Origin of the sequence: Paenibacillus sp. B01 (assembly GCF_009649995.1) — a bacterium.
In the GTDB taxonomy this organism is placed as follows: Bacteria; Bacillota; Bacilli; order Paenibacillales; family Paenibacillaceae; genus Paenibacillus_O; species Paenibacillus_O pasadenensis.
The window spans coordinates 2,941,283-2,964,880 of record NZ_CP045802.1; the positions used below are offsets into that span (position 1 = coordinate 2,941,283).

The 23,598-nt window shown below is 63.8% G+C and carries 21 protein-coding genes and 1 pseudogene; 3 read left to right on the plus strand and 19 right to left on the minus strand.

Annotated features, from left to right (window positions below):
- Window positions 1-194 precede the first annotated feature (194 nt).
- The 11 genes and pseudogenes from GE073_RS12725 to GE073_RS12770 all read right to left on the minus strand — a co-directional run bounded on the left by GE073_RS12725 (window position 195) and on the right by GE073_RS12770 (window position 12,081).
- Complete coding sequence (locus GE073_RS12725) at window positions 195-1,277, minus strand: glycoside hydrolase family 11 protein (protein ID WP_028597744.1); 1,083 nt, start codon at window positions 1,275-1,277, stop codon at window positions 195-197.
- A gap of 115 nt (window positions 1,278-1,392) precedes the next feature.
- Window positions 1,393-1,527: a hypothetical protein gene (locus GE073_RS25800; protein WP_255309706.1), complete on the minus strand. Its 135-nt coding sequence runs from the start codon at window positions 1,525-1,527 to the stop codon at window positions 1,393-1,395.
- A gap of 26 nt (window positions 1,528-1,553) precedes the next feature.
- Window positions 1,554-1,670 (minus strand): annotated as a pseudogene (locus tag GE073_RS12730) (SRPBCC domain-containing protein); the annotation flags it as partial.
- A gap of 132 nt (window positions 1,671-1,802) precedes the next feature.
- Window positions 1,803-2,174 carry an iron chaperone gene (locus GE073_RS12735; RefSeq protein WP_028597745.1) on the minus strand — a complete coding sequence of 124 codons (372 nt, stop codon included), beginning with the start codon at window positions 2,172-2,174 and terminating at the stop codon, window positions 1,803-1,805.
- Between the two features lie 23 nt (window positions 2,175-2,197).
- The gene (locus GE073_RS12740; RefSeq protein WP_153783582.1) at window positions 2,198-4,456 is read right to left on the minus strand and encodes an ATP-binding cassette domain-containing protein; all 2,259 of its coding nucleotides are present in this window, start codon (window positions 4,454-4,456) and stop codon (window positions 2,198-2,200) included.
- Window positions 4,457-4,652: 196 nt separating this feature from the next.
- Window positions 4,653-5,357 (minus strand): PadR family transcriptional regulator, encoded by a 705-nt coding sequence (locus GE073_RS12745; RefSeq protein WP_052332993.1) that lies wholly within the window; start codon window positions 5,355-5,357, stop codon window positions 4,653-4,655.
- 339 nt (window positions 5,358-5,696) lie between these two features.
- Complete coding sequence (locus tag GE073_RS12750; protein ID WP_028597747.1) at window positions 5,697-6,890, minus strand: MFS transporter; 1,194 nt, start codon at window positions 6,888-6,890, stop codon at window positions 5,697-5,699.
- A gap of 144 nt (window positions 6,891-7,034) precedes the next feature.
- Window positions 7,035-8,264 (minus strand): iron uptake transporter deferrochelatase/peroxidase subunit, encoded by a 1,230-nt coding sequence (gene efeB, locus GE073_RS12755; RefSeq protein WP_028597748.1) that lies wholly within the window; start codon window positions 8,262-8,264, stop codon window positions 7,035-7,037.
- Window positions 8,261-9,412 carry an iron uptake system protein EfeO gene (gene efeO / locus GE073_RS12760; RefSeq protein WP_052332994.1) on the minus strand — a complete coding sequence of 384 codons (1,152 nt, stop codon included), beginning with the start codon at window positions 9,410-9,412 and terminating at the stop codon, window positions 8,261-8,263. Before efeO ends, efeB begins: the two co-directional genes overlap by 4 nt.
- 38 nt (window positions 9,413-9,450) lie before the next feature.
- Window positions 9,451-10,938 (minus strand): FTR1 family iron permease, encoded by a 1,488-nt coding sequence (locus GE073_RS12765; RefSeq protein ID WP_052332995.1) that lies wholly within the window; start codon window positions 10,936-10,938, stop codon window positions 9,451-9,453.
- 156 nt (window positions 10,939-11,094) lie between these two features.
- Window positions 11,095-12,081, minus strand: a complete 987-nt coding sequence (locus GE073_RS12770) for a cation diffusion facilitator family transporter (RefSeq protein WP_028597750.1) — start codon at window positions 12,079-12,081, stop codon at window positions 11,095-11,097.
- A gap of 338 nt (window positions 12,082-12,419) precedes the next feature.
- On the opposite strand from GE073_RS12770, the gene GE073_RS12775 reads away from it, so the two are divergent.
- Window positions 12,420-13,736 (plus strand): hemolysin family protein, encoded by a 1,317-nt coding sequence (locus GE073_RS12775; protein WP_153783583.1) that lies wholly within the window; start codon window positions 12,420-12,422, stop codon window positions 13,734-13,736.
- A 52-nt stretch (window positions 13,737-13,788) separates the two neighbouring features.
- Complete coding sequence (locus tag GE073_RS12780; protein ID WP_028597232.1) at window positions 13,789-14,847, plus strand: hemolysin family protein; 1,059 nt, start codon at window positions 13,789-13,791, stop codon at window positions 14,845-14,847.
- Window positions 14,848-14,982: 135 nt separating this feature from the next.
- Here GE073_RS12780 and ndk read toward each other — a convergent pair whose 3' ends face one another.
- From ndk to GE073_RS12800, 4 genes are all read right to left on the minus strand, one after another.
- Window positions 14,983-15,387: a nucleoside-diphosphate kinase gene (ndk, locus tag GE073_RS12785; RefSeq protein WP_028597233.1), complete on the minus strand. Its 405-nt coding sequence runs from the start codon at window positions 15,385-15,387 to the stop codon at window positions 14,983-14,985.
- Between the two features lie 121 nt (window positions 15,388-15,508).
- Window positions 15,509-18,961, minus strand: a complete 3,453-nt coding sequence (locus GE073_RS12790) for a CARDB domain-containing protein (RefSeq protein ID WP_153783584.1) — start codon at window positions 18,959-18,961, stop codon at window positions 15,509-15,511.
- Window positions 18,962-19,293: 332 nt separating this feature from the next.
- Window positions 19,294-19,467, minus strand: a complete 174-nt coding sequence (locus GE073_RS12795; RefSeq protein ID WP_084136501.1) for a DUF3934 family protein — start codon at window positions 19,465-19,467, stop codon at window positions 19,294-19,296.
- A 58-nt stretch (window positions 19,468-19,525) separates the two neighbouring features.
- Window positions 19,526-19,891, minus strand: a complete 366-nt coding sequence (locus GE073_RS12800) for a GIY-YIG nuclease family protein (protein WP_028597235.1) — start codon at window positions 19,889-19,891, stop codon at window positions 19,526-19,528.
- Window positions 19,892-20,047: 156 nt separating this feature from the next.
- On the opposite strand from GE073_RS12800, the gene GE073_RS12805 reads away from it, so the two are divergent.
- The gene (locus tag GE073_RS12805) at window positions 20,048-21,214 is read left to right on the plus strand and encodes an MFS transporter (RefSeq protein WP_028597236.1); all 1,167 of its coding nucleotides are present in this window, start codon (window positions 20,048-20,050) and stop codon (window positions 21,212-21,214) included.
- A 173-nt stretch (window positions 21,215-21,387) separates the two neighbouring features.
- On the opposite strand, the gene GE073_RS12810 is transcribed toward GE073_RS12805, so the two are convergent.
- From GE073_RS12810 to GE073_RS25805, 4 genes are all read right to left on the minus strand, one after another.
- Entirely contained in the window at window positions 21,388-21,879 is a 492-nt protein-coding gene (locus tag GE073_RS12810; protein WP_043110829.1) for a DMT family transporter, read from the minus strand.
- The gene (locus tag GE073_RS12815; protein ID WP_164820153.1) at window positions 21,876-22,592 is read right to left on the minus strand and encodes a Crp/Fnr family transcriptional regulator; all 717 of its coding nucleotides are present in this window, start codon (window positions 22,590-22,592) and stop codon (window positions 21,876-21,878) included. Before GE073_RS12815 ends, GE073_RS12810 begins: the two co-directional genes overlap by 4 nt.
- A 29-nt stretch (window positions 22,593-22,621) precedes the next feature.
- A complete protein-coding gene (locus GE073_RS12820) occupies window positions 22,622-23,074 on the minus strand; it encodes a DMT family transporter (RefSeq protein WP_228551470.1) in 453 nt (150 codons plus the stop codon).
- A gap of 65 nt (window positions 23,075-23,139) precedes the next feature.
- Window positions 23,140-23,583: a zinc ribbon domain-containing protein gene (locus tag GE073_RS25805; protein WP_101809148.1), complete on the minus strand. Its 444-nt coding sequence runs from the start codon at window positions 23,581-23,583 to the stop codon at window positions 23,140-23,142.
- Between the last annotated feature and the right edge of the window lie 15 nt (window positions 23,584-23,598).

Genomic DNA, 23,598 nt, shown 5'->3' on the forward strand with positions numbered 1-23,598 from the left:
TCGACGATCATGAACACCTTTGGAATCCTAGCGCGAGCTGACTCTTCAAAAAAGCATCCGCCGCATAAAAGAGCCCAAGCCGCAACCGGCTTGGGCTCCTTTATGTTTCGCATCCGTTCGGCATGACGACCAGGCTCGGCAGCGGGCTGTGCATTCAGCTCCGCTTCAACCGTCGCTGGTCGCGAGCTCCCTTCCTACTGGATCTCCAGATAATCGAGGTAGACGTCCCAGGTTCCGTTATCCGACGTGCACACGAGCTGGATCTCCTGATTGCCCGTGCCGTGGCTGACGTTCGAGATCGTGTAGACCGCGGGATTGCTGTCGCCGAAGTAGAACGTGCCCTTCGTGACGCCGCCGATCTTCAGGTCGACCCGCGCCATCGTCGAGTTGCTCGAAGCGCCTCTCAGCGAGAAGCTGTGCGTGCCGGTCGTAAAGTTCTGCGTATACTTCACCAGATCGTTGTTGGCATACAGCGCGACGCCGTTGAACGGCGAGCTGATGTTCGACGCGTACTGGCCGCCCTTGGTCATCGCCTCGGCCTCCACCTTCGTGGCGGTTCCCGGCGTGCCTCCGCCCCCGCCTCCGCCGCTGCCGCCGATCGTCAGCGTATGGCTTGTCACGTTGGCGCTGCCGCTGCTCTGGTAGCCTTCGACGGTCAGCGCGACTTCGTACATCTTGCCCATCGTCATGCCGAGGCTTTCCCATTTCTTGAAATGCTCGCTGACCGAGATCGTGCCTCCTGAGCGCTTCGACTGGCGTACGCTCCAGTACTGCTTGAACGTCGCCGTGCCGATGATCGACGGCTGGTTCACGCGCGTCGTCTCATAGATGTCGTAGGTCCCGCCGTCGACCGAGATCGTTCCCTTGAACGTGCCCGTCGGGCGGTAAGTCCCCCAGTTGTCGACAATGTAGTACTCGACGAGCGGATCCTTCGTCCAGCCGTAGACGCACAGATAGGAGTTGCCGCCGGGATTGAACGTCGCGTTGTAGTTGATGGAGATGTTGCCGAGCTGGCCGTGCGTCTTGGTCGAGTCGAACTTTTTGCCTTTGCGGAACAAGGCGTTGTTGATGCCGCTCCACTGGGCGCTGAACGTGCCGCCGCTGTTCAGCGTCATGCTCGTCGTGCCGGAGTCCTTCCACAGCTCGTAGTCGTAGCCGTCCTGCGTTCCGGTCTGGTTGGACGTGATGGTCGTCGCCGCATGGGCGATGCTTGCGGGCAGCGCGAGCGCCAGGGAGAGCAGCAGCGTCAGGAATACCTTGGTCTTTCCGCGTTTCATTCGATCTTCCTCCTTTGAAATTGGGGTGCCTCCGTCCGGTTCGCTGTCCGTCCACAGCGAAAATTCGATCACGCCCTTTCCGTTCGATTTATTGTAAGCGGTTGCATAAATGATTTTAGCAGAGCCTTCTTTCGCCCGGCACCCGATTAAGTTTAGCTTTTACCCCAAAAAGTTTAGTCTTTTTCCAGAAAAATCCGTTCGACGAATCGCTCTTGCGGAAGACGGAAAGGAAATCCTTGAAATAGCTCATGGGCCGACTTCCTCTGCCGCAGGGCTTGGATGAAAGTCGTTTTCCGAAATCCAGCGGGCGAGCTTGCTCGAATCGGTGACAGCGGACCACAGCTTTTCCATCGTGGTCTTAAAGGAGAAATGCATGGATAACGACAGGCTCATTCCCAATCCGCCCCCTCAATTAGACACCTTTAGGTGCCGGTTTGAGTGTGGGGCACCGTTTGGAGTCCAGTCAATTAAAAAAATCCCTTTTTCAAGGGATTTTCATGGAGCGGCAGAAGGGCCGCCTGCGCTTTATTTGCGCCAGAACGTCGTGCAGTCGGCCTTGTCCTCGATGTTGAAGGCGATGATCCGTTCCAGCAGCGGATAATCGACCGGGCGGCCCCACTTGAAGCGGATCAAGCCCTTCGTATGATCATGCTTGGACTCGACGATCTCCTCCAGGAAGCGATTCATGGCCGCCTCCTCGGGAGCGACAGCCAGATGCTGCTTGGATGCGCTGAACCCGATGATGAACGTCTCATGATCGGTGAACATCGGCTGGTTCCAGGCGATCTTCGGCTGCAGCTGCGGGAACGTTGCCGCCACCCAGGCCAGCGCCTCCTCCATCTGCTCCCGATGGTCCGGCCGGTCGATCCCCGCGATATAGGCCTCGAATGCTTCCAATCCGTTCTCCTCCCTCCGCTCCTTCATCCTTGCAAATACTTCCCGGTGATCGACCGTTCCTCCCGAACCATCGCGGCAGGCGGTCCTTCGAATACGACCTCCCCGCCCATGCTGCCTCCGTCCGGCCCCATGTCGACGATCCAGTCCGCCTGGCTGATCACGTCGAGGTTGTGCTCGATGACGATGACCGTATTGCCGGCATCGACAAGCCGATTCATGATGTCCAGCAGATGCCCGATATCGGACATGTGCAGTCCCGTCGTCGGCTCGTCCATCACATAGATGCTGCCTTTCTTATGCAGCTCGCTCGCCAGCTTGATCCGCTGGCATTCGCCGCCGGAGAGCGTGCTGAGCGGCTGACCGAGCGTGATGTAGCCAAGCCCGACGTCGCTCATGGCCCGCAGCTTCCGCACGACCTCCTTCAGCTGGAAAAACGCCAGCGCCTGCTCCACGGTCATCTCCAGCACGTCGGCGATCGACTTGCCGTCAAGCTTGTAGCCGAGCACTTCTTCCTTGAACCGCTTGCCGCCGCATGCCTCGCAAGGCAGCTTCACGCTGTCGAGGTAGGCGAGATCCGCATACACGACGCCGAGGCCCTGACAGTTCTCGCAGGCGCCTTTGGAGTTGAAGCTGAACAAGCCCGGGCTGACCTTGTTCGCGGAAGCGAACGCCTTGCGGACATCGTCCATGATGCCCGTATACGTCGCCGGATTCGAGCGGGTGGACACGCCGACCGCCGACTGGTCGATGACGATCGCATCCTCATGCTGCCGGAGAAAGACGTCATGGATGAGCGTGCTCTTGCCGGAGCCGGCGACGCCTGTGACGACCGTCAGCACGCCGGCGGGAATGTCGACGCTCACGTTTTTCAAATTATGAAGCGACGCCTGGCGCACAGGCAGCGCGCCCGACGGCTTGCGGACGTCCTGCTTCAGCCGGAGCGGCCGCTTCATGAACCGGCCGGTGAGCGTGCCCGATTCCAGGAGGCCGTCATAGCTGCCCTCGTAGACGATGCTGCCGCCTCGGCTGCCCGCGTGAGGGCCGACATCGACGATATGGTCGGCGATCCGGATCACGTCGGGATCATGCTCGACGACGAGGACGGTATTGCCTTTGTCGCGCAGCTTGCGCAGCAGCTCGTTCAGCCGATGCACGTCGCGCGGATGCAGGCCGACGCTCGGCTCGTCGAATATATACGTCACATCCACCAGGCTGCCGCTCAGATGCTTCACCATCTTGACGCGCTGCGACTCGCCGCCGGACAGCGTGTCCGTCTCGCGGTCGAGCGTCAAGTAGCCGAGTCCGATGTCCGTCAGATGCTGCAGGCGCTCCGCCAGCGCTCGCACGACGGGCGCGGCGGCAGGGTCGTCGATCTCCCGCACGACGCGGATGAGCCGGCTCGCTTCCATCGCGGACATCTCGGCGATGTTCAGCCCGTTGATCCGGCAGGCGAGCGCAGCCGCATTCAGCCTGGCGCCGCGGCAGCCGGAGCAGGGACCTTCCGCGATATACGGAGTCACCGCGCGCTGCGTGCGCTCGGACATTGTCTTGATGTCGCGCTTGATGTACTTGTTGGTGAATTTCTCGATGAAGCCTTCCACGGTCAAATTCATCGTCTTGCCGCCGAACTGCACCTCGACCTTCTTGGCCTTGCCGTACAGCAGCTGGTCCAGCTCCTCCGGCTCGTAGTCGTCCAGCTTTTTGTCGGGGTCGAACGAGCCGTATTGCAGCAGCATCGACCACTCCCAGCTGTCGACGGCGTAGTCGGGCAGTTGGATGGCGCCTTCCTTCAGCGATTTCGACATGTCGACCGCCTTGTCCATATCGACGCCGAGCTTGCGGCCGAGACCGCTGCATTCGGGACACATGCCTTGCGGATCGTTGAACGAGAACCGGTTGACCGGTCCGACATGAGGCTGTCCGATCCGCGAGAACAGCAGCCGGACGATCGGCGAGATGTCGGTGATCGTGCCCAGCGTGGAGTGGGAGCCGCCGCCGAGCCGCTTCTGGTCGACGATGACCGCCATGCTTAGATTTTGAATATCATCGGCGTCGGGTTGAGGGTACTTCGGAAGGAAGTTGCGCACGAACATGCTGAAGTTCTCGTTCAGCAAGCGCTGGGACTCGGAGGCGATCGTATCGAAAACGATCGAGGACTTGCCGGAGCCGGATACCCCGGTGAAAATGGTGATCTTTCGTTTGGGAATGCTGAGCGTGACGTTCTTGAGGTTGTTTTCGCGCGCGCCTGAGATGAGGATATGCTCCTGGCTCGGACTGTTCATGCATGACCGCCTTTCAATCGGGAATGGTAGCTGAGGCATCACCCCTTATCCTACCATCGCAGCGGCATCGAGGGAAGCCGTACGAATCGAACCGAGCGCAAGCGCCGGCTTGCATCCGCATAAAAAATCCGGCGGAGCCGAGGGCTTCGCCGGATCTGGTCTTCTTGAGCTTGGCTGGCCCGCAGGCAGCCGGCCTTCAGGCAGGATCGGCGTCCGAGCCGTCGCCGGCCTTCGGCGCCGGCTTCGATGCCGGCTCCAGCAAGCCGTCCAGCTCCCGCTCGAGCCGCTCCATGAGCGCCCGGAATTCGGCGGTCGAGGCCGATTCCGGCTGCAGGCGGGCGCTTTGGTTCAACGCCGCCAGCTTCTGGATGACCGCCGGATGCTCGCCCATGAGCTCCCTCAGCGCCAGCTTGCCGCGCCTCGGTTCATGCCGCTCCCGATGCTCGAATTCCCGGCCGCCGCGTCCACGGTAGCTCCAGCCTTCGCCCTCGCGCGATTCCTCGCCGCCGCTTCTCTCGCGAAGCGCGGCCTCGCCCTGCTCCGTGATGTGGTACAGCTTCTTGCCGTCCGCATCGGTATAGCCTGCCAGCTGCATGTCCTCGAGCAGCTGCAGGTTCGGATAGATCGAGCCGGCGCTTGGGCTGTACAGCCCGCCGGTGCGCTCCTCCATCTCCTTGATCAGCTGGTAGCCGTGCTTCGGCCCGGTCTTCAGCAGCTCCAGCAACGCAAACTTGAACTCGCCCCGCTCGAAGAAGCGCCGCTTGCCCTCGCCCCGTCCGCCGCCGAAGCCGCCTCCATGCGGATGGAACGGATGGCCGCGGTGATGCCAGGCCCGCCCGCCGTGATCCTTGCCGCCGAAGCGGCCACGATGCCAGCCATGCCTGCCATGCTCATGTCGCATCCAAATCGCCTCCAATACGATATATCGTAACAACCTCAGTTTAATACGATATATCGCATTGTGTCAAGCGATCGCGGTCAGCCTTCTGTCCCGCCGATACGAAAAAGCCCGGCCAGGGCGGCAAGGTCATCGAGTCAAGCTTAACTTGATGACCTTGCCGAGGCGGCCGAGCTTTTTCGCATATCCAATGAGATTCTATTGCTTTTGAGTGACCTGGGCTTTTACCGATGAAGAATTTTCCTCAATACCGTATTCCCTTCGGCTCTGGGACCGAATACATCCGGGATGACCATTGTGGCCTGAAACTTTTCCATGAGGCAAGGTAGAGTTTGATTTTAATCAGGTCCGTCCGGCAGCCTTCATCGCGAGCCGAGCGTTCAGCCGCTCCGAGCAGAGCCACATCGCCGCCGCGGAGAGCAGCAGGTAGGCCGGCAGCAGGCTGACTGCGAACGTGCCGGCGATCAGGCCGAACAGCGGCGGCAGCAGCGTGCTGCCCGTGTAGGCGACGGCCATCTGGTAGCCGATGATCGTCTGCGCCGGTCCCGAGCCGAAGCGAGCCGGCGTCTCGTGCAGCATGCACGGGAAGATCGGCGCGAGGCCGAGGCCGATGACGATGAAGCCGGCGAGCGAAAAGACCGGCGGCAGCGGCGCGAGCAGCAGCAGCGTGCCGACGAGGGCGAGCGCCTGGCCGCCGCGGATGAGCGAGCGGTTGCTGATCCGCACCGTCAGGAAGCCGGTCAGGAAGCGGCCGACGGTAATGCCCCCATAATAGAAGGAAATCCATTTGGCCGCCTCGTCCGAGGCGAAGCCTTTCGTGCCGACGAGATAGCTGCTGCCCCATAGGCCGAGCGTCGCCTCCACCCCGCAGTAGAACAGGAACGAGCCGAGCGCGAGCTTGACGCCGGGCAGGCGGATCGGCTTCACGGCCGCTCCGGACGATACGGTCAAGTCGCTGGCTTCGTCGGCGCCTTCCCCCTGTCGGGAACGGGCGACTTTTTTCCAAAGCGGCAGCGAGGCGAGCAGCACGGCGACGAGACCAAGCTGCAGGTACGCGACATGGGCGTATCCGTCGCGCCAATCGCCGCCCTGGATCGCCTGCGCCATGATGACCGGGCCAAGCGTGGCGCCGACGCCCCAGAAGCTGTGCAGCCAGCTCATATGGCGCGCGGCGTAGTTGGCGGCGACATAGTGGTTCAGGCCGGCGTCGACCGCGCCTGCCCCGAGTCCGAGCGGTATTGCGAACAGCGCCAGCCAGCCCCAGCCGGGCGAAAAGGCGAAGCCGAGCAGCGCGAGCGCCGTCATCGCGACGCTGACCAGCGTGACAGCGCCTGTGCCGAAGCGGCCGATGAGCCGGCCCGTCGCCAGGCTCGAGAGGATCGTGCCGACCGTAATCGTCATGGACAGCAGGCCCGCCGCTCCGAGCGGCGCCCCGAGCGGACCGTGCATCGCCGGCCAGGCGGCGCCGAGCAGCGAGTCCGGCAGGCCGAGGCTGATGAACGCGAGATAGATGATGAGTAGAAAAAAGGTAGCCATGATGCGTTGTTCTCCTGTCGGCATAGGATCGTGAAGCTTTTTTCAGTTTGGACCTTCCCGCCCGGTTTGATCAAGCGTTTTTTGCCGATGCGCGCAAAAAAGCCGTTTCCGCTCGTGCGGAAACGGCTGCACCGGACGCGTACATCAGCCCTCCAGCAGCGCCTGTCCGATATACCGCCCCTCCCGGATGCCGCCTGGAATTGCGAACAGCGCCGATGCGGTATGCTGCGTGTACTCGTTCAAGCGGTCCCGCGACTGCATGAGGCGCAGCATCGGCACGAACTGCCGGCGCGGGCTTTGCTGGTAGCTGAGAAAGAGCAGCCCGGCGTCAAGCTGCCCGGTTCGAGGATCGACTGCTCCGGCGTAGGAGAATGCGCGTCGATGGATGAGCTGCCCGGACTGCTTCGCAAGCGCGACATGGGAGTCGGGAGGCAGCCGGTCGGACTGCGGTGGATCGAATTCGTCCGTGCTTCCATAGGCGGCGCCGGACGCCTTGAAGCGGCCGAACGTATCCTGCTGCGCCTGCAGCGAGCTGCGATCCCATACCTCCAGCAGCATGCGGATTTTGCGGTAAGCCAAGTACGTCCCTCCCTGCATCCATGCCGGCTCCCCCGCTCCGGCCCACACGACCTGGCGCCGCCCTTCCTCGCTGTCATGCAGCCGGTTCGCCGTGCCGTCCTTGAAGCCGAACAGGTTGCGCGGCGTGCCGCCTCCGGACGGAGAGCGCAGGAAGCCCTCCTCGATCCAGACGAGCGTGGCCGTGCCGGAAGCGAGGCGGATGAGATTGCGTACAGCATGGAAAGCGACCTGCGGGTCGTCGGCGCAAGCCTGGACGACAATGTCGCCGGCCTCGAATGCCGGATCGAGGTGATCGCCGGGCATGGACGGGATCGGTTCTAGCTCGGCGGGCCTGCGGGAGTCGAGGCCGAAGCGGTCCTTTCCGCCTTGAAGGAACAAAGTCGGTCCGAAGCCGAACGTCAGCGTCAGCCGGGCCAGATCCAGATCGAAAGCTTCCCCGGTATCTACGGGAGGCAGCTGATCGTTGCCGCTGTCCTGACGCCATCGTCCTGCCGTCCGCTGCGAGGCGAACTTCGTCCACTCCCGCAGCATCCGCGACAGCTCCTCCCTTCGGCTGGCGACGACGCGAAACGCAGCCAGCACGAGAAAGCTTTGCTGGGGCGTGACGATGCCGGACTGATGCTCGCCATAGAAAGGAAGCGGCTCGTCCGCTCCGGCGGTGCCGGAAGCCGCGCCCCTGCCGATCGCTCCCAAAACCGCGCCCGCTCCCCCGCCGCCGATCGCCAGCGCCGCACCCGCGACGGCCGACAGCTTGAGGAAGTCGCGGCGCGACAGCGGCTGTCGGTCGCCGGTCATCCGAGCAGGCCCGCCGTCTGCGTCATGGAGTCGGACAAGCCGCTCAGCTTGTCGCTGATCGCACGGATCTGCTCGGTCGTCAGCTTGTCGTAGGCGATGTAGCCGTCGCCTTCCCGATGCGAGAGGAGCAGAGCTTCCATGTCCTGGAACTGAGCGTCGAGCCTCGAGGCCAGCTCCGGATCATGCTCGTTGAGCGCAGGGATGATCGCCAGATAGACCGTCTTCGATCCGTTCACGTTCGCGGCCAGATCGACGAGATCGGTCTTCGAGTAGATCTCCTCCTCGCCGGTTATTTTCGAGGTGGCGGCTTCGTTGATCAGCTCGATGGAGCCGGCGACCATCGTCTTGGCGTCCAGCTTGATGGCCTTCACTTTTTCTGCGAGCTCCTTCGTATCGGCGACGAGCTGATCGGCGTAGACGCTCATGCCGTCTAGCGAGCCGTCGGCCCAGAGCGCTTTCTCGATCCGGTGGTAGCCGGTCCATTCGCTCTCGTCCTCGACATCGGCCAGCCTGGCGTCGATGCGCGGATCGAGATCGCCGAAGCTTTCCGCGACCGGCTCGATCGTCTCGAAATAGACGCGCGCCTTGACGTACTCCGCCTTGGCCCGCTCCATGTCGCCGGACTTGACTGCCTCCGCGAAAATGGCGGTCGCTGCGGCTAGAGCATCCGCCTGCTCCTTGACGAACGTCTCGTAGCCGGCAACCGCCTGATCGAGCAGCTCCGAGGAGGACGCTTTCGACGGCTCCGCCCGTTCCAGGCGGTCCAGCGCCTGCATCAGGCTGCGCGCCGACTGGCCGAGCTCGCCGAAGTCGATCTTGTCGTAGGCGGAGGCCGAGAAGACCGGCATTTCATATTTCTCCACCTCCGTGTACTCCAGCGGGAACGTCTGGCGAACCGCATTTTCGTAGGAAAGCCACTGATCGTTGATTTCCTTGCCGAGCCGCTTCGTTTCGTCCGCATTTCGGTCGTCGATCGCCTTTTGCAGCTTTTCGGTCTCGATCTTCAGCTTGGCGGTGCTGCTCTTAATCGAGTCGAGCGGTTCGACCGCTCCGCCGGCTTCGTTCTTGCCCCCATTGCCGGAGCAGGCGGACATCAGCAGCAGGCCGCCCAAGCAGAGAGCGGCCCAAGTACGGGAATGAGTAGACATGCAGCAATTCTCCTTTGAGTCGTATTGTTCGTTGGCGATTAGGACAACATCTGCTTGGCCGTCGATCGCGCGCGCCGGAGAGGCCGAAGCGCAAGCGCGACGAGCGCCGCAATGACAAGCGCAAGCTGCGGCCAGGTGCTGGTCCAGGACGGATACAGGCTGATCGAAGCCAGCTCCGGAAGCCGGCTGTCTGAGGCAAGCGGCAACATGCCTGCCATCTGGAGGCTGTGGATGCCGGAGCCGAGGAATTTGAAGCATAGGTAGAACACGACCGCGCTAGAAACCAAAAATAGAGGCCGCAGCGGCAGTCTCGTCCCTGCCAGCTTGATCGCTCCGGCGACCGCCGCGAGCATCGCCAAGCCTGCTGCGAGGCCTGCCAGCAGCATCGGCAGCGAAAGCTTGCCGGCGAGCCCGATGAGGAAGATCGCCGTCTCGACGCCCTCTCTGGCGACCGCCAGGAAGGCGAGCGCCGCGAAGCCGATCCCGCTGCCCGCCGAGCTTGTCCGGTCGGCTCGCGTCCGCAGCCGCGCGCCGCGCCGCCGGATGTCGGCTTGCCGATGGAGCCAGTAGCTGACATACAGGAGCATGACGCTTGACAGCAGGCCGGTCCAGCCGTTCAGCAGCATGCTGCTCGTGCCGGCGACGGCGCTCGTCAGCCAGATGGCGATGGCTGCGGCGGCTCCGATGCTGACGAGCAGTCCGACCGCAGTGCCGGCAGCGATCCATCGCTTGGGGCGTCTAGCGGAGGAGCGGTCGGCCGCGATGCCGAGCGCTCCGATGACGAGCACCGCCTCCATCCCCTCCCGAAACGGAATGAGCGCCGCGTCGAGCCATGTGAAGCCGGCATCGGCGAGCGGAGCGAGCGACTGCGCCATCCGGCCGAGCACCTCCGAGGCGAGCGGTCGTTGCTTCTCGTTCGTCAGATAGGCGTCCGCCAGCACGAGATCCCGCTCGGCGTCATGATAGACGGCTGCGGACTTGCCGACGACATCGCCTTCCACCGACAGCCACTCCTGCTGCAGACGCTTGACGAGCCGCGAAGCCTCGGCCCATTGCTGACGATCCGCCAGCGCCTTCGCCTCCAGCAGCTGCGTGGAATAGCGCGAGAGCGTCATGCCGGAGCTGCCTTGCGCATAAGCGCCATCTTCGTAGGCATGCAGGGAGAAGCGCAGCGAGGACGCGGCGTCGGCCGCCTTCTCCGCTTCGTTGCCGAGCAGCGCCAGCGACAAGGCCGCGATCTGCCGGTCGATCTCGAGCGCCAGATCGAGGGACTCCGACTTCACGCCTGCCTTATGGCCGGACCACCATTTTTTGAGCTCCTTCGCCGCACTCTGCGCCCCCGCTTCATCTTGCAGCTGCAGCTTGTCGTACAGCCGATCCGCGATGGCCGCGGCTCCTGCTTGCGTGCTTGTCGCCGCAGCCGCAGCGCTTGCCGCAGTCAAGATGGCGCACAGGCCTAGCACAAGAGTCAGCGCCAGAAGCATGGAGAAGCGACGCGGACGGCTTGCTTCATCGCTTCGGTCCATTGCGTCCCCCTCTTTCATTGATAACCATTATCATTTGACAGTTAAATCTTATAGTTGTGAATAGTTGATTGTCAATTAGAAATATCAAGTCCGGTTTTCGAGAACGAAAAAACCGGCCTCCCGATAGGGGAAGCCGGTTCGTGCCGCATCACTGCATCAGTTTTCCGTCGCCGGCTGCCAGCGCTTCACGCCGTCGTCCTCGACGATGCCGAGATTGACGTCGACGATGTTGGCATCGGCCAGCAGGCTGTCGCGCACCCGGTACTTGATGTCGTCCGCGTCCGCGAGCGACAGGCCGGAGACGAGCTCGATCGTGCCGTCGACATGATAATAGCGGCCTTCCTGAATGATCCGCAGCTGGAAGATGTCCGTCACCTGCGGATCGGCGACGATGATCGCGGCGACCCGCTCCTCCACGTCCTTCGGCGCGGCGACGCCGATCAGGCCGACCATGTTGTCGTAGCCGACGCGGAAGGCGACGCCGACCATGAGGAAGCCGATCAGGATCGAGGAGATGCCGTCGAGCAGGGCGAAGCTCGTCAGCGAGGTGACGACGACCGCGATGAGCGCGAGCAGCGCGCCCGTCGTGGCGACGAGGTCCTCGTAGAACACGAGGCGCGTCGGCGGCGCGGCGCGGCCGACGTTGCGGAACGCCGCCGACACGACGCCCATTCCTTTCGCCTCTACCCTCGCTTCATGCGTAATTTCCTTCATCGCCTTGATCAGCACAAACAGATCGACCGCGAGCGAGAGCAGCAGCACGCCGACATTGAGCCAGAAGCCGCTCGACTCCGACGGATGCTTCAATAAATGAAAGCCCTCGTGGATCGTCTCGTACGCCATGATCGTCACGACGAGCACGGCGATCATGCAGAAAATATTGATCACCCGTCCGAAGCCGGTCGGGAACCGCTTGGTCGGGCTTTTCTCCGCGAGCACGCTGCCTCCGAAGACGAACGCCTGGTTGATCGCATCGGCGATCGAGTGCATCATCGAGGCGAACATCGCTCCGCTTCCCGTCGTCGCGGCCGCGATTCCTTTTACGATCGCCAGGCCGGTATTGCCGACCGCCGCCGTGCCCGACGAGGTATTTCCTTTCTTGACTAGCTGCCAGAAGCCTGACTGTTCCGCAGAGCTGCTCATCGTTTCCTTTACCTCCCAAAATTTTCAGACTGAGCGATTATACGCCGGCTTGGCCCGATCGGGTTCATAAAATCGTCACAGATGATTTTAACCCGGATCGGCCGGTTTGGAACATCCTGGCTTCACCAGCGGTTAAACCATCCCGAACATGGACATAGTAGGCGCATCCTGCCGAATGTTTGAACAGAATGTGAACGCTTCGAAAAGATGGGAACAGAAGGCGGCCCTCGTTCGTAGAACGTCTTGGCTGCAGCCGACAGGCGCGGGCCTGTCCGAGCCGCATGCCGCTGCTTTTCATTTGAATGGGAGGTGAATCCCTCGCCCATGAGGGAAAGAACGTGGATGCTGTGACCGCCGTCAACCTATTGATTCTGGCCCTATTGATCGTTGCTACCGCCTTTTTTGTCGGCTCGGAATTCGCCGTCGTCAAAATCCGGATGTCCCGCCTCGACCAGCTGATCGCGGAAGGCCATCCGAAGGCGCCGATCGCCAAAAAAGTGGCAACCGATCTGGACTACTATCTGTCCGCCTGCCAGCTCGGCATCACCGTCACCGCGCTCGGACTCGGCGCGATCGGCAAGCCCGCCGTCGAGAGTCTGCTTATGCCGGTGTTCAACTGGCTGGACCTGTCGGCATCCGCCGCGTCCGCCGCTTCGTATGCGATCGCGTTCATGCTCGTGACGTTCCTGCACGTCGTCGTCGGCGAAATGGCGCCGAAGACGCTCGCGATCCAATTTTCCGAAAAAATGACGCTGCTGCTCGCCGGCCCACTTTATTGGTTCGGCAAGCTGATGTACCCGCTCATCTGGGCCTTGAACGGCACCTCCCGCCTGCTGCTGCGCAGCGTGGGCATCCGGCCCGCGGGACATGAGCAGGCTTATACGGAGGAGGAGCTCCGACTCGTCCTCGCCCAAAGCTCGGAAGGCGGCGAGATCCGCGCCGAGCAGCTCGATTACCTGGACAATGTGTTCTCGTTCGACGAGCGCACCGCCAAGGACGTCATGGTGCCCCGCACGTCGATCGTCGCGATCGACAGTAGCATGGAGGCCGAAGCGATCATCCGCCTGCTCGACGAATCGAACTATACCCGCTATCCCGTCGTCGAGGGAGGCAACCGCGACCGCATCCTCGGCGTCGTGAACGTGAAGCGCATGCTGCCGCATATCGTCGCCGGACGCCCGCTCGAGCTGCAGGCTTTCCTGCGGGACGTCCCGTCCGTGCTTGAAGTGACGCCTCTGCAGGAGGCGATGAAACGAATGCAGCAGGAGCGCATCCATATGGCCGTCGTCATCGACGAGTACGGCGGCACCTCCGGCATCCTGACGATGGAGGACATCCTCGAGGAGCTCGTCGGCGAGATCCGCGACGAGTTCGACGCCGACGAGATCGCCGACATCCGCTCCCTTGGGGACGCGGAATACGAAGTGAGCGGACTCGTGCTGCTCGACGAGCTCGAGCAGGAGTTCGGCCTGCGTTTCGAGGAGCAGGAAGACGTCGATACGATCGGCGGCTGGATCCGGCTGCATGCCGGAGAAGCTCCGGCCGTCGGCGACCGGATCGAAAAGGCCGGCGCCGTCTGGACGGTCGCCGAGACCGATCCGTTCCGCATCACGCGCGTCAAGCTGCAGCTGCCTGCCCGCACCGAAGCCGACTAAGTCTTTCAATCGATAAGATGGAGGTGAATCCCTCCTCATGGAGGGAATCCGCTTGGATGGAATCATTGGCTTGAATCTCTTTTTGGTGGCGGTATTCATCGGCCTCACCGCCTTTTTTGTCGGAGCCGAGTTCGCGATCCTCAAGGTCCGGATGTCCCGGCTCGACCAGCTCGTCGCCGAAGGCAGCAAAAAAGCGGTCAAAGCGCGCAAGGTGGCGGCGGATCTCGACTACTACCTGTCCGCCTGCCAGCTCGGCATCACGATCACCGCGCTCGTGCTCGGCGCGCTCGGCGAGCCGACGGTCGAGCGCATGCTTCACCCGCTGTTCGAGCGTTTCGACGTGCCGGCGGCCGTCTCGACCGTGCTGTCGTATGCGATCGCTCTGTCGATCATCACGTTTCTGCACGTCGTCATCGGCGAGCTCGCTCCCAAGACGCTCGCCATCCAGTATGCCGAGAAGATGACGCTGCTGCTCGCCGGACCTCTCTATACGTTCGGCAAAATCATGTACCCGATCATCGTCGCGCTCAACAACTCCGCCCGCGCCTTGCTCCGCCTGTTCGGCGTCAAGCCGGCCGGACATGATTCGGTGCACTCCGAGGAGGAGCTGCGGCTGATCGTCGCCCAGAGCTACGAGAGCGGCGAGATCAACCGCACCGAGCTCGACTACCTGAACAATCTGTTCGACTTCGACGGCCGCAAGGTCGGCGAGATCATGATTCCGCAGGTTTCGATCGTCTCGGTGCCCGGCGGCCTGCCTCCGGAGGCGCTGCTCGAGCAGATGGACCGGCATGGCTACACCCGCTATCCGGTCGCCGCGCCGAGCGGCGGCGGCTACCTCGGCTACATCAACGCCAAGGAGATGCTGACGGGCATGGCCGCCGGCCGCAAAGCCGGACTCGACACGCTCACGCATCCGCTCCCCCGCTTCAAGGAGAGCGCCTCGATCCGCGACGTCATGATCAAGATGCAGCAGAGCCGCGCCCATATGGCGCTCGTCATGACCGAAGCCGGAGCCCCGGCCGGCCTCGTGACGCTGGAGGACATCCTGGAGGAGATCGTCGGCGACATCCGCGACGAAGCTGCCGGCCAGCCGCTGTCCGCCTTCTAGCGCAGCGTGCGCGGGCCGGACGGGCTGGACCGCCGGGCCAGGTCAGATCGGGTGCTCGCGTCGACATGAAGAAGCCTCGCGCCAAGTGCGCGAGGCTTCTTTCTTGTGCGGCTCTCCCATCGGCCGAGCTGACGCTCAGCGGATGAAGAAGCGCTCGATCTCGATGCGGGCGTTGTCGATGGAGTCGGAGCCGTGGATGACGTTTTCCGACACGTCGAGGCCGTAGTCGCCGCGGATCGTGCCGGGCGCGGCATCCGCCGGGTTGGTCGCGCCGATTAGATAGCGGGAGTTCTTCACCGCTGCCGTGCCTTCCACGATCATCGCGAACGAAGGGCCGGACGTGATGTAGTCGACCAGCTCGCGGAAGAACGGCTTTGCTTCCAGATGGCCGTAATGCTCCTTGGCGGTCGCCTCGCTGACCTGGATCAGCTCCGCCTTGACGACGGACAGGCCCTTCTTCTCGAAGCGGGAGACGATCTCTCCGATCAGTCCCCTGCGTACCCCGTCGGGCTTGATCATGACGAATGCTCTTTCGCTCATCTGCCTTCCTCCTTCTGCTTCCTGCTTCATCGTACCCGACATGAGGCCATGTCCGGCGTGAGCGATGTCACATGTTCGCACCCACAGGAAACAGTTCGACAAAGACCGCCCGAGCTCCTCCCTAATTGAACGTCAGATTGAAGCCGCTCTGCACGTAGTTCGTGCCGGCATAGGCGATGTTGCTCGTCTGCAGATTGTTGAACGTGGCGGCGCCGTTGCCGGTATAGGTGAAGATCGCCGCCCCCAGATGCGGTCCGGAGAAGCGCGAGGTCGTGATGCCGTCGCGGCCGGTGCCGTTGATCGTGACGGAGTTGAACACGATGTTGGAGAAGCCGCCGCCGTAGCCGAACTGGATGCCGTCGCGCTGGGCGTCGACGATGTCGATGTTCGTGAACGTCACGTTTCGGATCGCGTCATTGGACGCTTCCAGGTCGATCGCGCCGCGCTCGCCGTTGTACAGATCCTGGCTCGTGCCGCAGCGCAGGATCGTCGTATCGGAGAACGTGATGCCGGTATTGTTCGCGAAATGGTAGCCCGGGAACACCGTGTTCATGCGCAGGCCGGAGCCGCCGACGCAGTCGACGATGACGTTGCGCTCGGCCTTGTGGCCGCTGCCGCCGAAGAAGGCGATGCCCGCCGCGCGCCAGTTGTTCTCGATCGTATTGGACGAGAACGTGTTGTTGACGCCGGCCGGAGCGCCGTTCACGTCGCTCGTCCAGACGGCGAGGCCGTCGTCGCCGTTGCCCCGGACGCTGCTGTTGCGGACGGTCGAGCCGCTCGTGCCTTGGGCGAAGTTGACGCCGTCGGCCAGATTGTTGCGGATGCGGCTGTTCTCGATGACGAGGCCGGTCGCCGTGATCGCCGGCGTATGGGCGTAGTCGCCGACCCAGAAGCCGCATTCGAAGTGCTCGACCCAGACATTGCGGATGGACGAGTTCGTGCCGAAGTTGTCCATGAAGCCTTTGTAGATGGCGTTCTGGCCGTAGCGCGAGCGCAGCTTGGAGTTCAGATAGACGTTGCTGAAGTCCAGCTTGCCCGAGATACGCAGCGAGATGCCGCCGGATGCCGCGTTCGGGTTGGTGAACTGGATGTTCGTATGCCACATGCCCGCGCCGGTGATCGTCAGGTTCTGGATCATGCTGCTGGCCGAGCCGATTTCCCACATGCCGTTCAAATGGAACGTGCCGGTCGGGATGTACAGCGTCTTGCCGCCCGACACGGCTGCGGTCACGGCGGCCTTGAAGGCGGCCAGATCGTCCTGGCCGTCGTTCGCGACGGCGCCGTACTGCGTCACGGAGACGGAGTTCGCCGGCTGCGCGATCGCGGCCGGAACGTTCTCGATCTCGAGGAAGTCGACGCCGTACTCGATGCTGTCTCCGGCCGGCTTCTGGACGCGCACGACGTCGCCCGGCTGCAGCGGCGTGTCGAGCTTCCAGTGCACCTCGTCGAAGCGGAACAGCGGCCTGCCGCCGCCCGGAGCGTCAGCCGGCATGTCGCCGGAGAAGTACTGCCAGTTGTAGTAGGACGAGACCGGCACGTTTTTCACCTTGGTCCCGTTGACGTACAGGTCGAGCGAGCCGCTCAGGCCCATGCCGTCGGCCGAGTCGGGCATCGTGTAGCGCATCGTGACGCCCGCTCCGCCTTCGTTCGGACGGACGGTCCACTGCGCGTAGGAGCCGCTCGACGGCAGCGAGATGTAGGCTTGGCCGGACGCTTCCGAGGCGGTCAGCGCCTGGTTGAACGTCGGCGCGGTCATGAGCGCCGCTCCGCCGCCGCGCGTCGCGTCTTCCGTGTCGTAGCGCGTGTACGGCACGCTTGCGCCGCGGGCGGAGTAGACCGTAAGCGGCGTCTGGCTGGCGTTGTTGCCTTGCTTGGCCGGCAGCTCGTTGCCGTCGGCGGTCACGGAGAGGGCGGCCGTGTACGAGCCGCTGGCGGCCGTCCAGCTGCCGGAGAGCGCGACGTTCGCCGTCGCGCCTGGCGCGAGGCTGCCCGTGTACGAGCCGCTGAACGTCTGCACGGTCGCGCCCGCGGACGTCTTGAGCGTCACGCTGACCGGATGCGCGCCGCCTGCGGTGGCGATCGTGCCCTGGTTTTTCAGCTGTACGGTGAAGCTCACGCTGCTGCCGGCCGACGGAGCGGACGGCGTCCAGGAGACGGTGCCGACGAGGTCGGAGCTGGACAGCGGCGAGACGGTCAGATTGGTCGGATGCGCATAGCTGTTGTTGCTCTCGTTCTGCTCGATGACGGCATTGCCCTCATCGGCCTTGGCGCCGATCGCGTAGGAGTCGGCCGCCTTGGCGCCGATCGCCAGCGATACGTTCGCCGACGCGCCGGCTGCCAGCGCGGGAGCGGCTGCGGTTCCGGCCAGCTCGCCATTCACATAAAAGCCGACCGAGGATGCCGCGGCGGCTGCGCTGCCGCTGTTGCGGACGGTCGCCGTCAGCGTGATCGCGCTGTCCTCGGCCGGAGCGGACGGCGTCCAGCTCATCGTCTGGATCGTCAGATCCGGATTGGCCGCCGGCGTGCCGAACACCTGGAACTCGGCGATCTGTCCGGCCGGAGCGCCGCTGTTGACGGAGATGGCCAGCTGCAGCCGCTTGACGGTCGCGCTGAGCGGGATCGTCACGGTGTTGCCCGTCGCCGGATTGAACGTGTAGGACTGCGCGGCCTTCAGGCTCGTGAAGCTGGTCGTCGTCTGGTCATGGCCGAGCACCTGGATCGTCTGGTTGCGCGTTGCCCATTCCGTCGCCGGATTCAGCTTGAGCACGATCGACGTGATCTGATGGTTCGCCCCGAGATCCAGCGTCAGGCTGCTCGGGTTGCCGCCGCCCTCCCAGTAGGTCGAGGTCGAATTGTCGTTGGCGTTGGCCGCGACATACGTCTGCGTGCTGCTCGACGCGCTGATCGGCTTGCCGATGGCGACATTGGAGCCCGGAGCCGGGGTCGGCGTCGCCGTCGGGGTTGCCGTAGGCGTAGGTGTCGGAGTCGGCGTTGCCGTAGGCGTAGGTGTCGGAGTCGGCGTTGGGGTTGCCGTAGGCGTCGCGGTCGGGGTCGGAGATGGAGCCGAAGCGCCGTAGATTTCCAGCTCGGACAGCTGCGCGGCCGGCCAGGCGGTGTTCGCCGAGAAGCTCAGGCGGACGTAGCGAGCGCTGGCGGCCGAAAAGCTCGCCGTCGCCGCGTTGCCGCCCGCGGCTGGGTCGAACACATAGCTCGCCGAGGCGGCCAGCGTCGAGAAGCTGCTTCCGTTCGCGCTGCCCTGGATCGTCAGCGTCTGGGTCCGCTTCTCCCAGGAAGCGGGCAGCTTCATGACGACCTGATCGATGGAGACGCTGGCGCCCAGATCGACCTGGACCCACTGCGGGAAGGCGTTGTTCGTGCTTTCCCAGTATGTGCCCGCATTGCCGTCGCGGACGTTTTCCGGAGCGTACGTCTGCGTGTAGCCGCTCGAGGAGACCGCCTTGCCGAGAGCGAGATTGGGACCGCCTGCCGCTTCCGCCGGGCGCGACGGCCCTACGGCCGCCAGCACCGTCGTGAACAGCAGCAGTCCGGCGAACGAGATGGACTTGAAGTTCATGTACGTTTTCTTCCTCCCTTTAATGACAGCGTTTGCAAACCTTCCTTTCGCTTGCGGAAGCCTCCTTTCCCCGGAAAGATACCCCCATTATAAGTCAGGCTCGGCCGCGCGCTGAGGGGCGATCCTACGACAATCAGGTGCGATTCCATGCAAGCGCCGGTCGGGACCGCATCGGGAGGGGACGGCAAAAACCCCCGGCAGCGTCTGCCGGGGGAACCGCTATGCCCTTCGGCTGAAGCTGCCGAGGTTCAGGTGATATCGGACCCGCTCAGGCGAGGCGCGCTCGCCCCGCCTGAACGGGCTTCAGCGAAGAGTTCCGTTCAGGGAAGCGCTCAGCTGGAAGGCTCGCTCTGGCGCGCCGCCTTCGCTTCCTCGGCCTTTTTCTGCAGCCCCTTGCTCACATAGGGCTTGGGCTTGCTCTTGGCCCGCCGCTCGGCGGCCTGCCAGCGGTTCCAGCCCTTTTTGCCCGTGCCGCGGCCTGTGCCGCCGCCTTTGGACTTGCTCATGTTCGTCTCAGCTCCATTCGTCTCCCCATCGTACCCGATCGGAGAGCCGGGGGCAAATCTAATCGCGCGAAAGACGGTTGTAGCCGGCGTCTCCATACGGCTGCAGCTTCTCCAGCCAAGGCTTCAGCAGCAGCTTGAGCTCCCACTTGATGTCGGTCATCTTGACCGGATCGAATTCCTTGCGTTCCAGCTCCGCGTACTCGAACGCCTCCTCCCCGTGCTCGTTCCAGTCGCGCTGCACGTCGAGATTGGCGAACCTGCCCATGCGCAGCTGCGCTTGCAGCGTCGTCCACTTGTTTTTCAGGTTCGGGTAGGCGGCGAGAAAGATCTTGCCGTTCGTCCGGTTCGTGAGGCGGATGACGCCGAGATAGGTCTTCATTTCCTTGTACTGCTCCTGCAGCTCCTTGCGTCGGTTCTTGTCCATCGGACGCCTCGCTTTCTCATTCACTAAATCAGTAATTTAGTAAATTCTAACGTCCACTCCTCGGCCTGTCAACCGTCGGCGGCTTGTTTTTTCGGCTTCGCTTGGCGGATCGGCCCGTCAGAGGTAAGATGGATGGGGTTGGAAAGGAAGATCAAGATGAATTCGCTGAAGCTGTACTTTTGGTTCTATTTCGTGCTTTATTCGGCCAATGCCATTTACGGGACGTTTGCACCGGTCTATTTCCGCCAGCTCGGATACGGCAGCTCCGATATCGGCCTGCTGCTCAGCATCGGCCCGTTCATCGCCGTGCTGGCCCAGCCGGCATGGGGCTCCCTCGCGGACAAGGCCCGCTCCAAAAACGCCGTGCTCGCGGCGCTGCTGGCGGGCAGCGGCCTGTCGATGCTGCTGTTCCCGCTGTCGTCCGCGCTGCCGTGGCTGATCGTCGCAGTCGGACTGTTCACCCTGTTCCAAAGCTCCACCGGCGCGATCACCGACGCGATCACGCTGGAGGCGCTAGGCCGCGAAGCGTCCCGCTTCGGCCGCATCCGGATCGGGGGCACGCTCGGCTTCGCGGCGATGAGCGTCGGCTTCGGCATCTATGCGGAAAAGGTCCGGCTCGAAGGCATGTTCACGGCCTACGCGGCCGTCATGGGCGCGACGCTGCTGCTGCTCCTGCTCTACCCGCGCGTGCGGGGCCATCAGTTCGGCGGCCGCAAGCTCAATTTCTTGCATCTGCTCCGCAACCGCCGGCTCATGCTCTATATGGGCCTCTGCTTCGCCATCCATATGACGCTCGGCTACTACTACGCGTTCTTCCCGCTCTACTTCACGGAGATCGGAGCCGGCAAAGACCTGCTCGGCTGGTCGATGGTCGTCTCCGCGCTCGGAGAGCTGCCGTTCCTGCTGCTCAGCGCCCTCATCCTGAAACGGTTCTCCGTCTCGGCGATCCTGCTGGCGGCAGGCGGCGTGTCGGCGCTGCGCTGGCTCCTGTACGCGGAGATCGGCTCGATCTACGGCGCGCTCGCGGTGCAGGCGCTGCACGGGCTGACGTTCATCGTCGTCGCCGTCACGATGTCGGTGTACATCAACAAAGAGGTCGCGCCGGAGCTGCGGGCGAGCGGGCAGACGCTGAACGCGCTGCTGAACGCGGGCGCGGCGCGCATCATCGGCACCTATGCCGGCGGCTACGCGGTCGAGGCGTCGAGCCTGCAGGACGTGTTCCGCTACGCCGGCCTGCTGCTGCTCGCGGCGCTCGCGCTGTTCGCGCTCGCGATCCGCCTGCTGGAGAAGCGCGGGCTGCCGGGAGCGTCGCGCGCGGGCTGACGAGCGGATAGGCGCACGGCGCAGACGGCAGCCGGACGGACGTTCGGCCGTCATGCGGACCGCTTGATTCCATAGGACAAAAAAGCGGGACGAGCCCGGCATGCTGCCGGTTTCGTCCCGCTTTTTTTGCAGATCAGATCCTAGTCAAGGGCGGCTCCGCCCGCAGGCTCCCCTCACGCGATGTCCTGCCCCGCTTCCGCAGCGGCGGGCAGGACCCGCTCCTTGCTACGGCCGCGGCCGCCGAGCTTGAACACGACGATGCCCGCAGCCAGCAGCAGCACGCCGGCGAGCCGCGTCGGCTCCAGCGGCACCCGCTCCAGGCCGAGCCAGCCCATCGAGTCCCACAGCATGGCGAACGCCAGCTGCGAGCAGAGCGCGAGGCTGACGGCGAACGTCGGACCGAGCCGCTTCACGCCCTGCACCATGCAGGTGACGACGCCGATGCCGATCAGGCCGCTGAAGGCGAACCACGGCTCCATGCCGGCCAGCTGGAACAGCGCCGCTCCTTCCGCCGCCAGCCCGAGCAGCAGCGCCGCCGCGAAGCCCATGCCGAGCACGAGCGTCGTCGTTGTCCACATGCCGGCTTTGCGGTCGACGTTCGCGTTGAACAGATTTTGCAGGCTCAGCAGCAGTCCCGATGCCACAGCCCAGATGATGCCCGTCATTCCGATCGTCCTCCCGATTTCGGTTCGTAGATGTTTTCCTGCGCGAGCGCCGCAAGCGCGTCCCGGTCGCGGACCGCGATGCTCGAGCGCGCCCGCTCGATGAGCCCGTCGCGCGCGAACTGCAGCAGCACCCGGTTCAGATGCCGGTAGCTCGTGCCGATCAGGTTCGCCGCGTCTCGCAGCGCGCCGGCTTCCAGCCGGGCGGACTCGCGGCCGTCCTCCGCTCCGCAGACGCTGAGCAGATAGCTGGCGAGCCGCACCTCGACCGGATAGAGCAGGTTGAAGCTGAGCGAGTTGTTCTTCATCTGGAACTTGCGCGTGATGACCCCGAGCAGGAAGCGCAGGAACGGCGCATGATCGGCGGCCAGCCGGTCCGCCTCGCGGTACGGGATGCGGATGAGCGTCGCCGGCGTGACCGCCTCGACCGTATTCATCAGCTCCAGCCCGCGCTGCACGTACTCGATGTCGCCGAGCATCTCTGGCGGTCCGAGGAACGAGAGGATGAGCGACTTGCCGTCCGGCGTCGTCGTGTACACCTTGATCTTGCCCGCGGCGAGCAGCAGCAGGCTGTCCGATCGTCCGCCCTGGCGGACGATCGCCTCGCCCGGCTCGGCCGTGACGAGCGACGCCCGCCGCGCCAGCTCCGGCGGAATCGCCTCGCCGAGGCCCAGCTCAAGCAGATGCCGCCGGATCGTCTCCGCTTCGCTTTCCATCCTCATGCCTCCTCTCTGGCGCTGCCCGGTCATCCGATCGCCAGCAGCAGCACGCCGCCGGCCATGAGCGCGAAGCCGGCCGCCTGCGCCGGGCCGACGCTGATTCGCTTCGAGCCGAGCCAGCCTCTCCACTCGATCAGGAACGTGAGGGCGAGCTGGCCGAGCAGGACGAGCGACGTCGTCAGCGTGATGCCGATCTGATGGATGGCCGTCACATTGCCGAAAATGATGAGCGCGCCGAGCGCGCCTCCGGTCGCGTAGACCGGCTTGACCGCCAGCAGCGTCCGCGGCTGCAGGCCGCGCAGCAGCAGCGCGAGCGCGAGCGCCCCGACGAAGCCGGTCAGCTGCGTCAGCGCCGCCGCCTGCCAGGTGCCGATCGCTTCGCCGATGACGCTGTTGGCGGCGCCCTGCAGCGTGATGAACCCGCCGGCCGCGATCGCGGCGAGGATGCCTTTCATGATGATGCCCACTCCATTCCTCATCCGATGGTTTTCCCTACGAATCGTACTTTAACCGTTCGGATCGGAAAGGAAAAGGACATATGTCCTCAGCCGAAGAAGAGATCGGCGATCGTGCTTCCTTCGCCGCTTTTCTTTCCGCGAAGCACGTCGGGATCGTACACCTTCACCAGGCCGCAGCCCTGGCAGCTGACGAACAGATAATGATGATGCTGCAGGTCGATCAGCTTGCTGAGGCCCGTCCCGGTCATCGCGACCTCGGTCGCCTCCGCCTCGTTGCCTCCGCAGTCCCTGCACCGGAACCGACGGCAGACGAAGTCCTCGAGGGACTCGCCGCCTTCGCGGTCCCAATCGCCGCTGTCCTCGCTGGCATCGGCCTGCCGGACGGCGGCTTCATCCGCCTCGTCGCCGCTCGGCTCGAGGCCGGTATCGAGATGCTCCGGCAGCACCTCGTGCCGGCACTCGGGACAGATGCTTCCTTGCAGCACGACCGTTCGGCCGCACCATGGACATTCGATCGGATGGTCGTTCATCGGATCCTCTCCTCG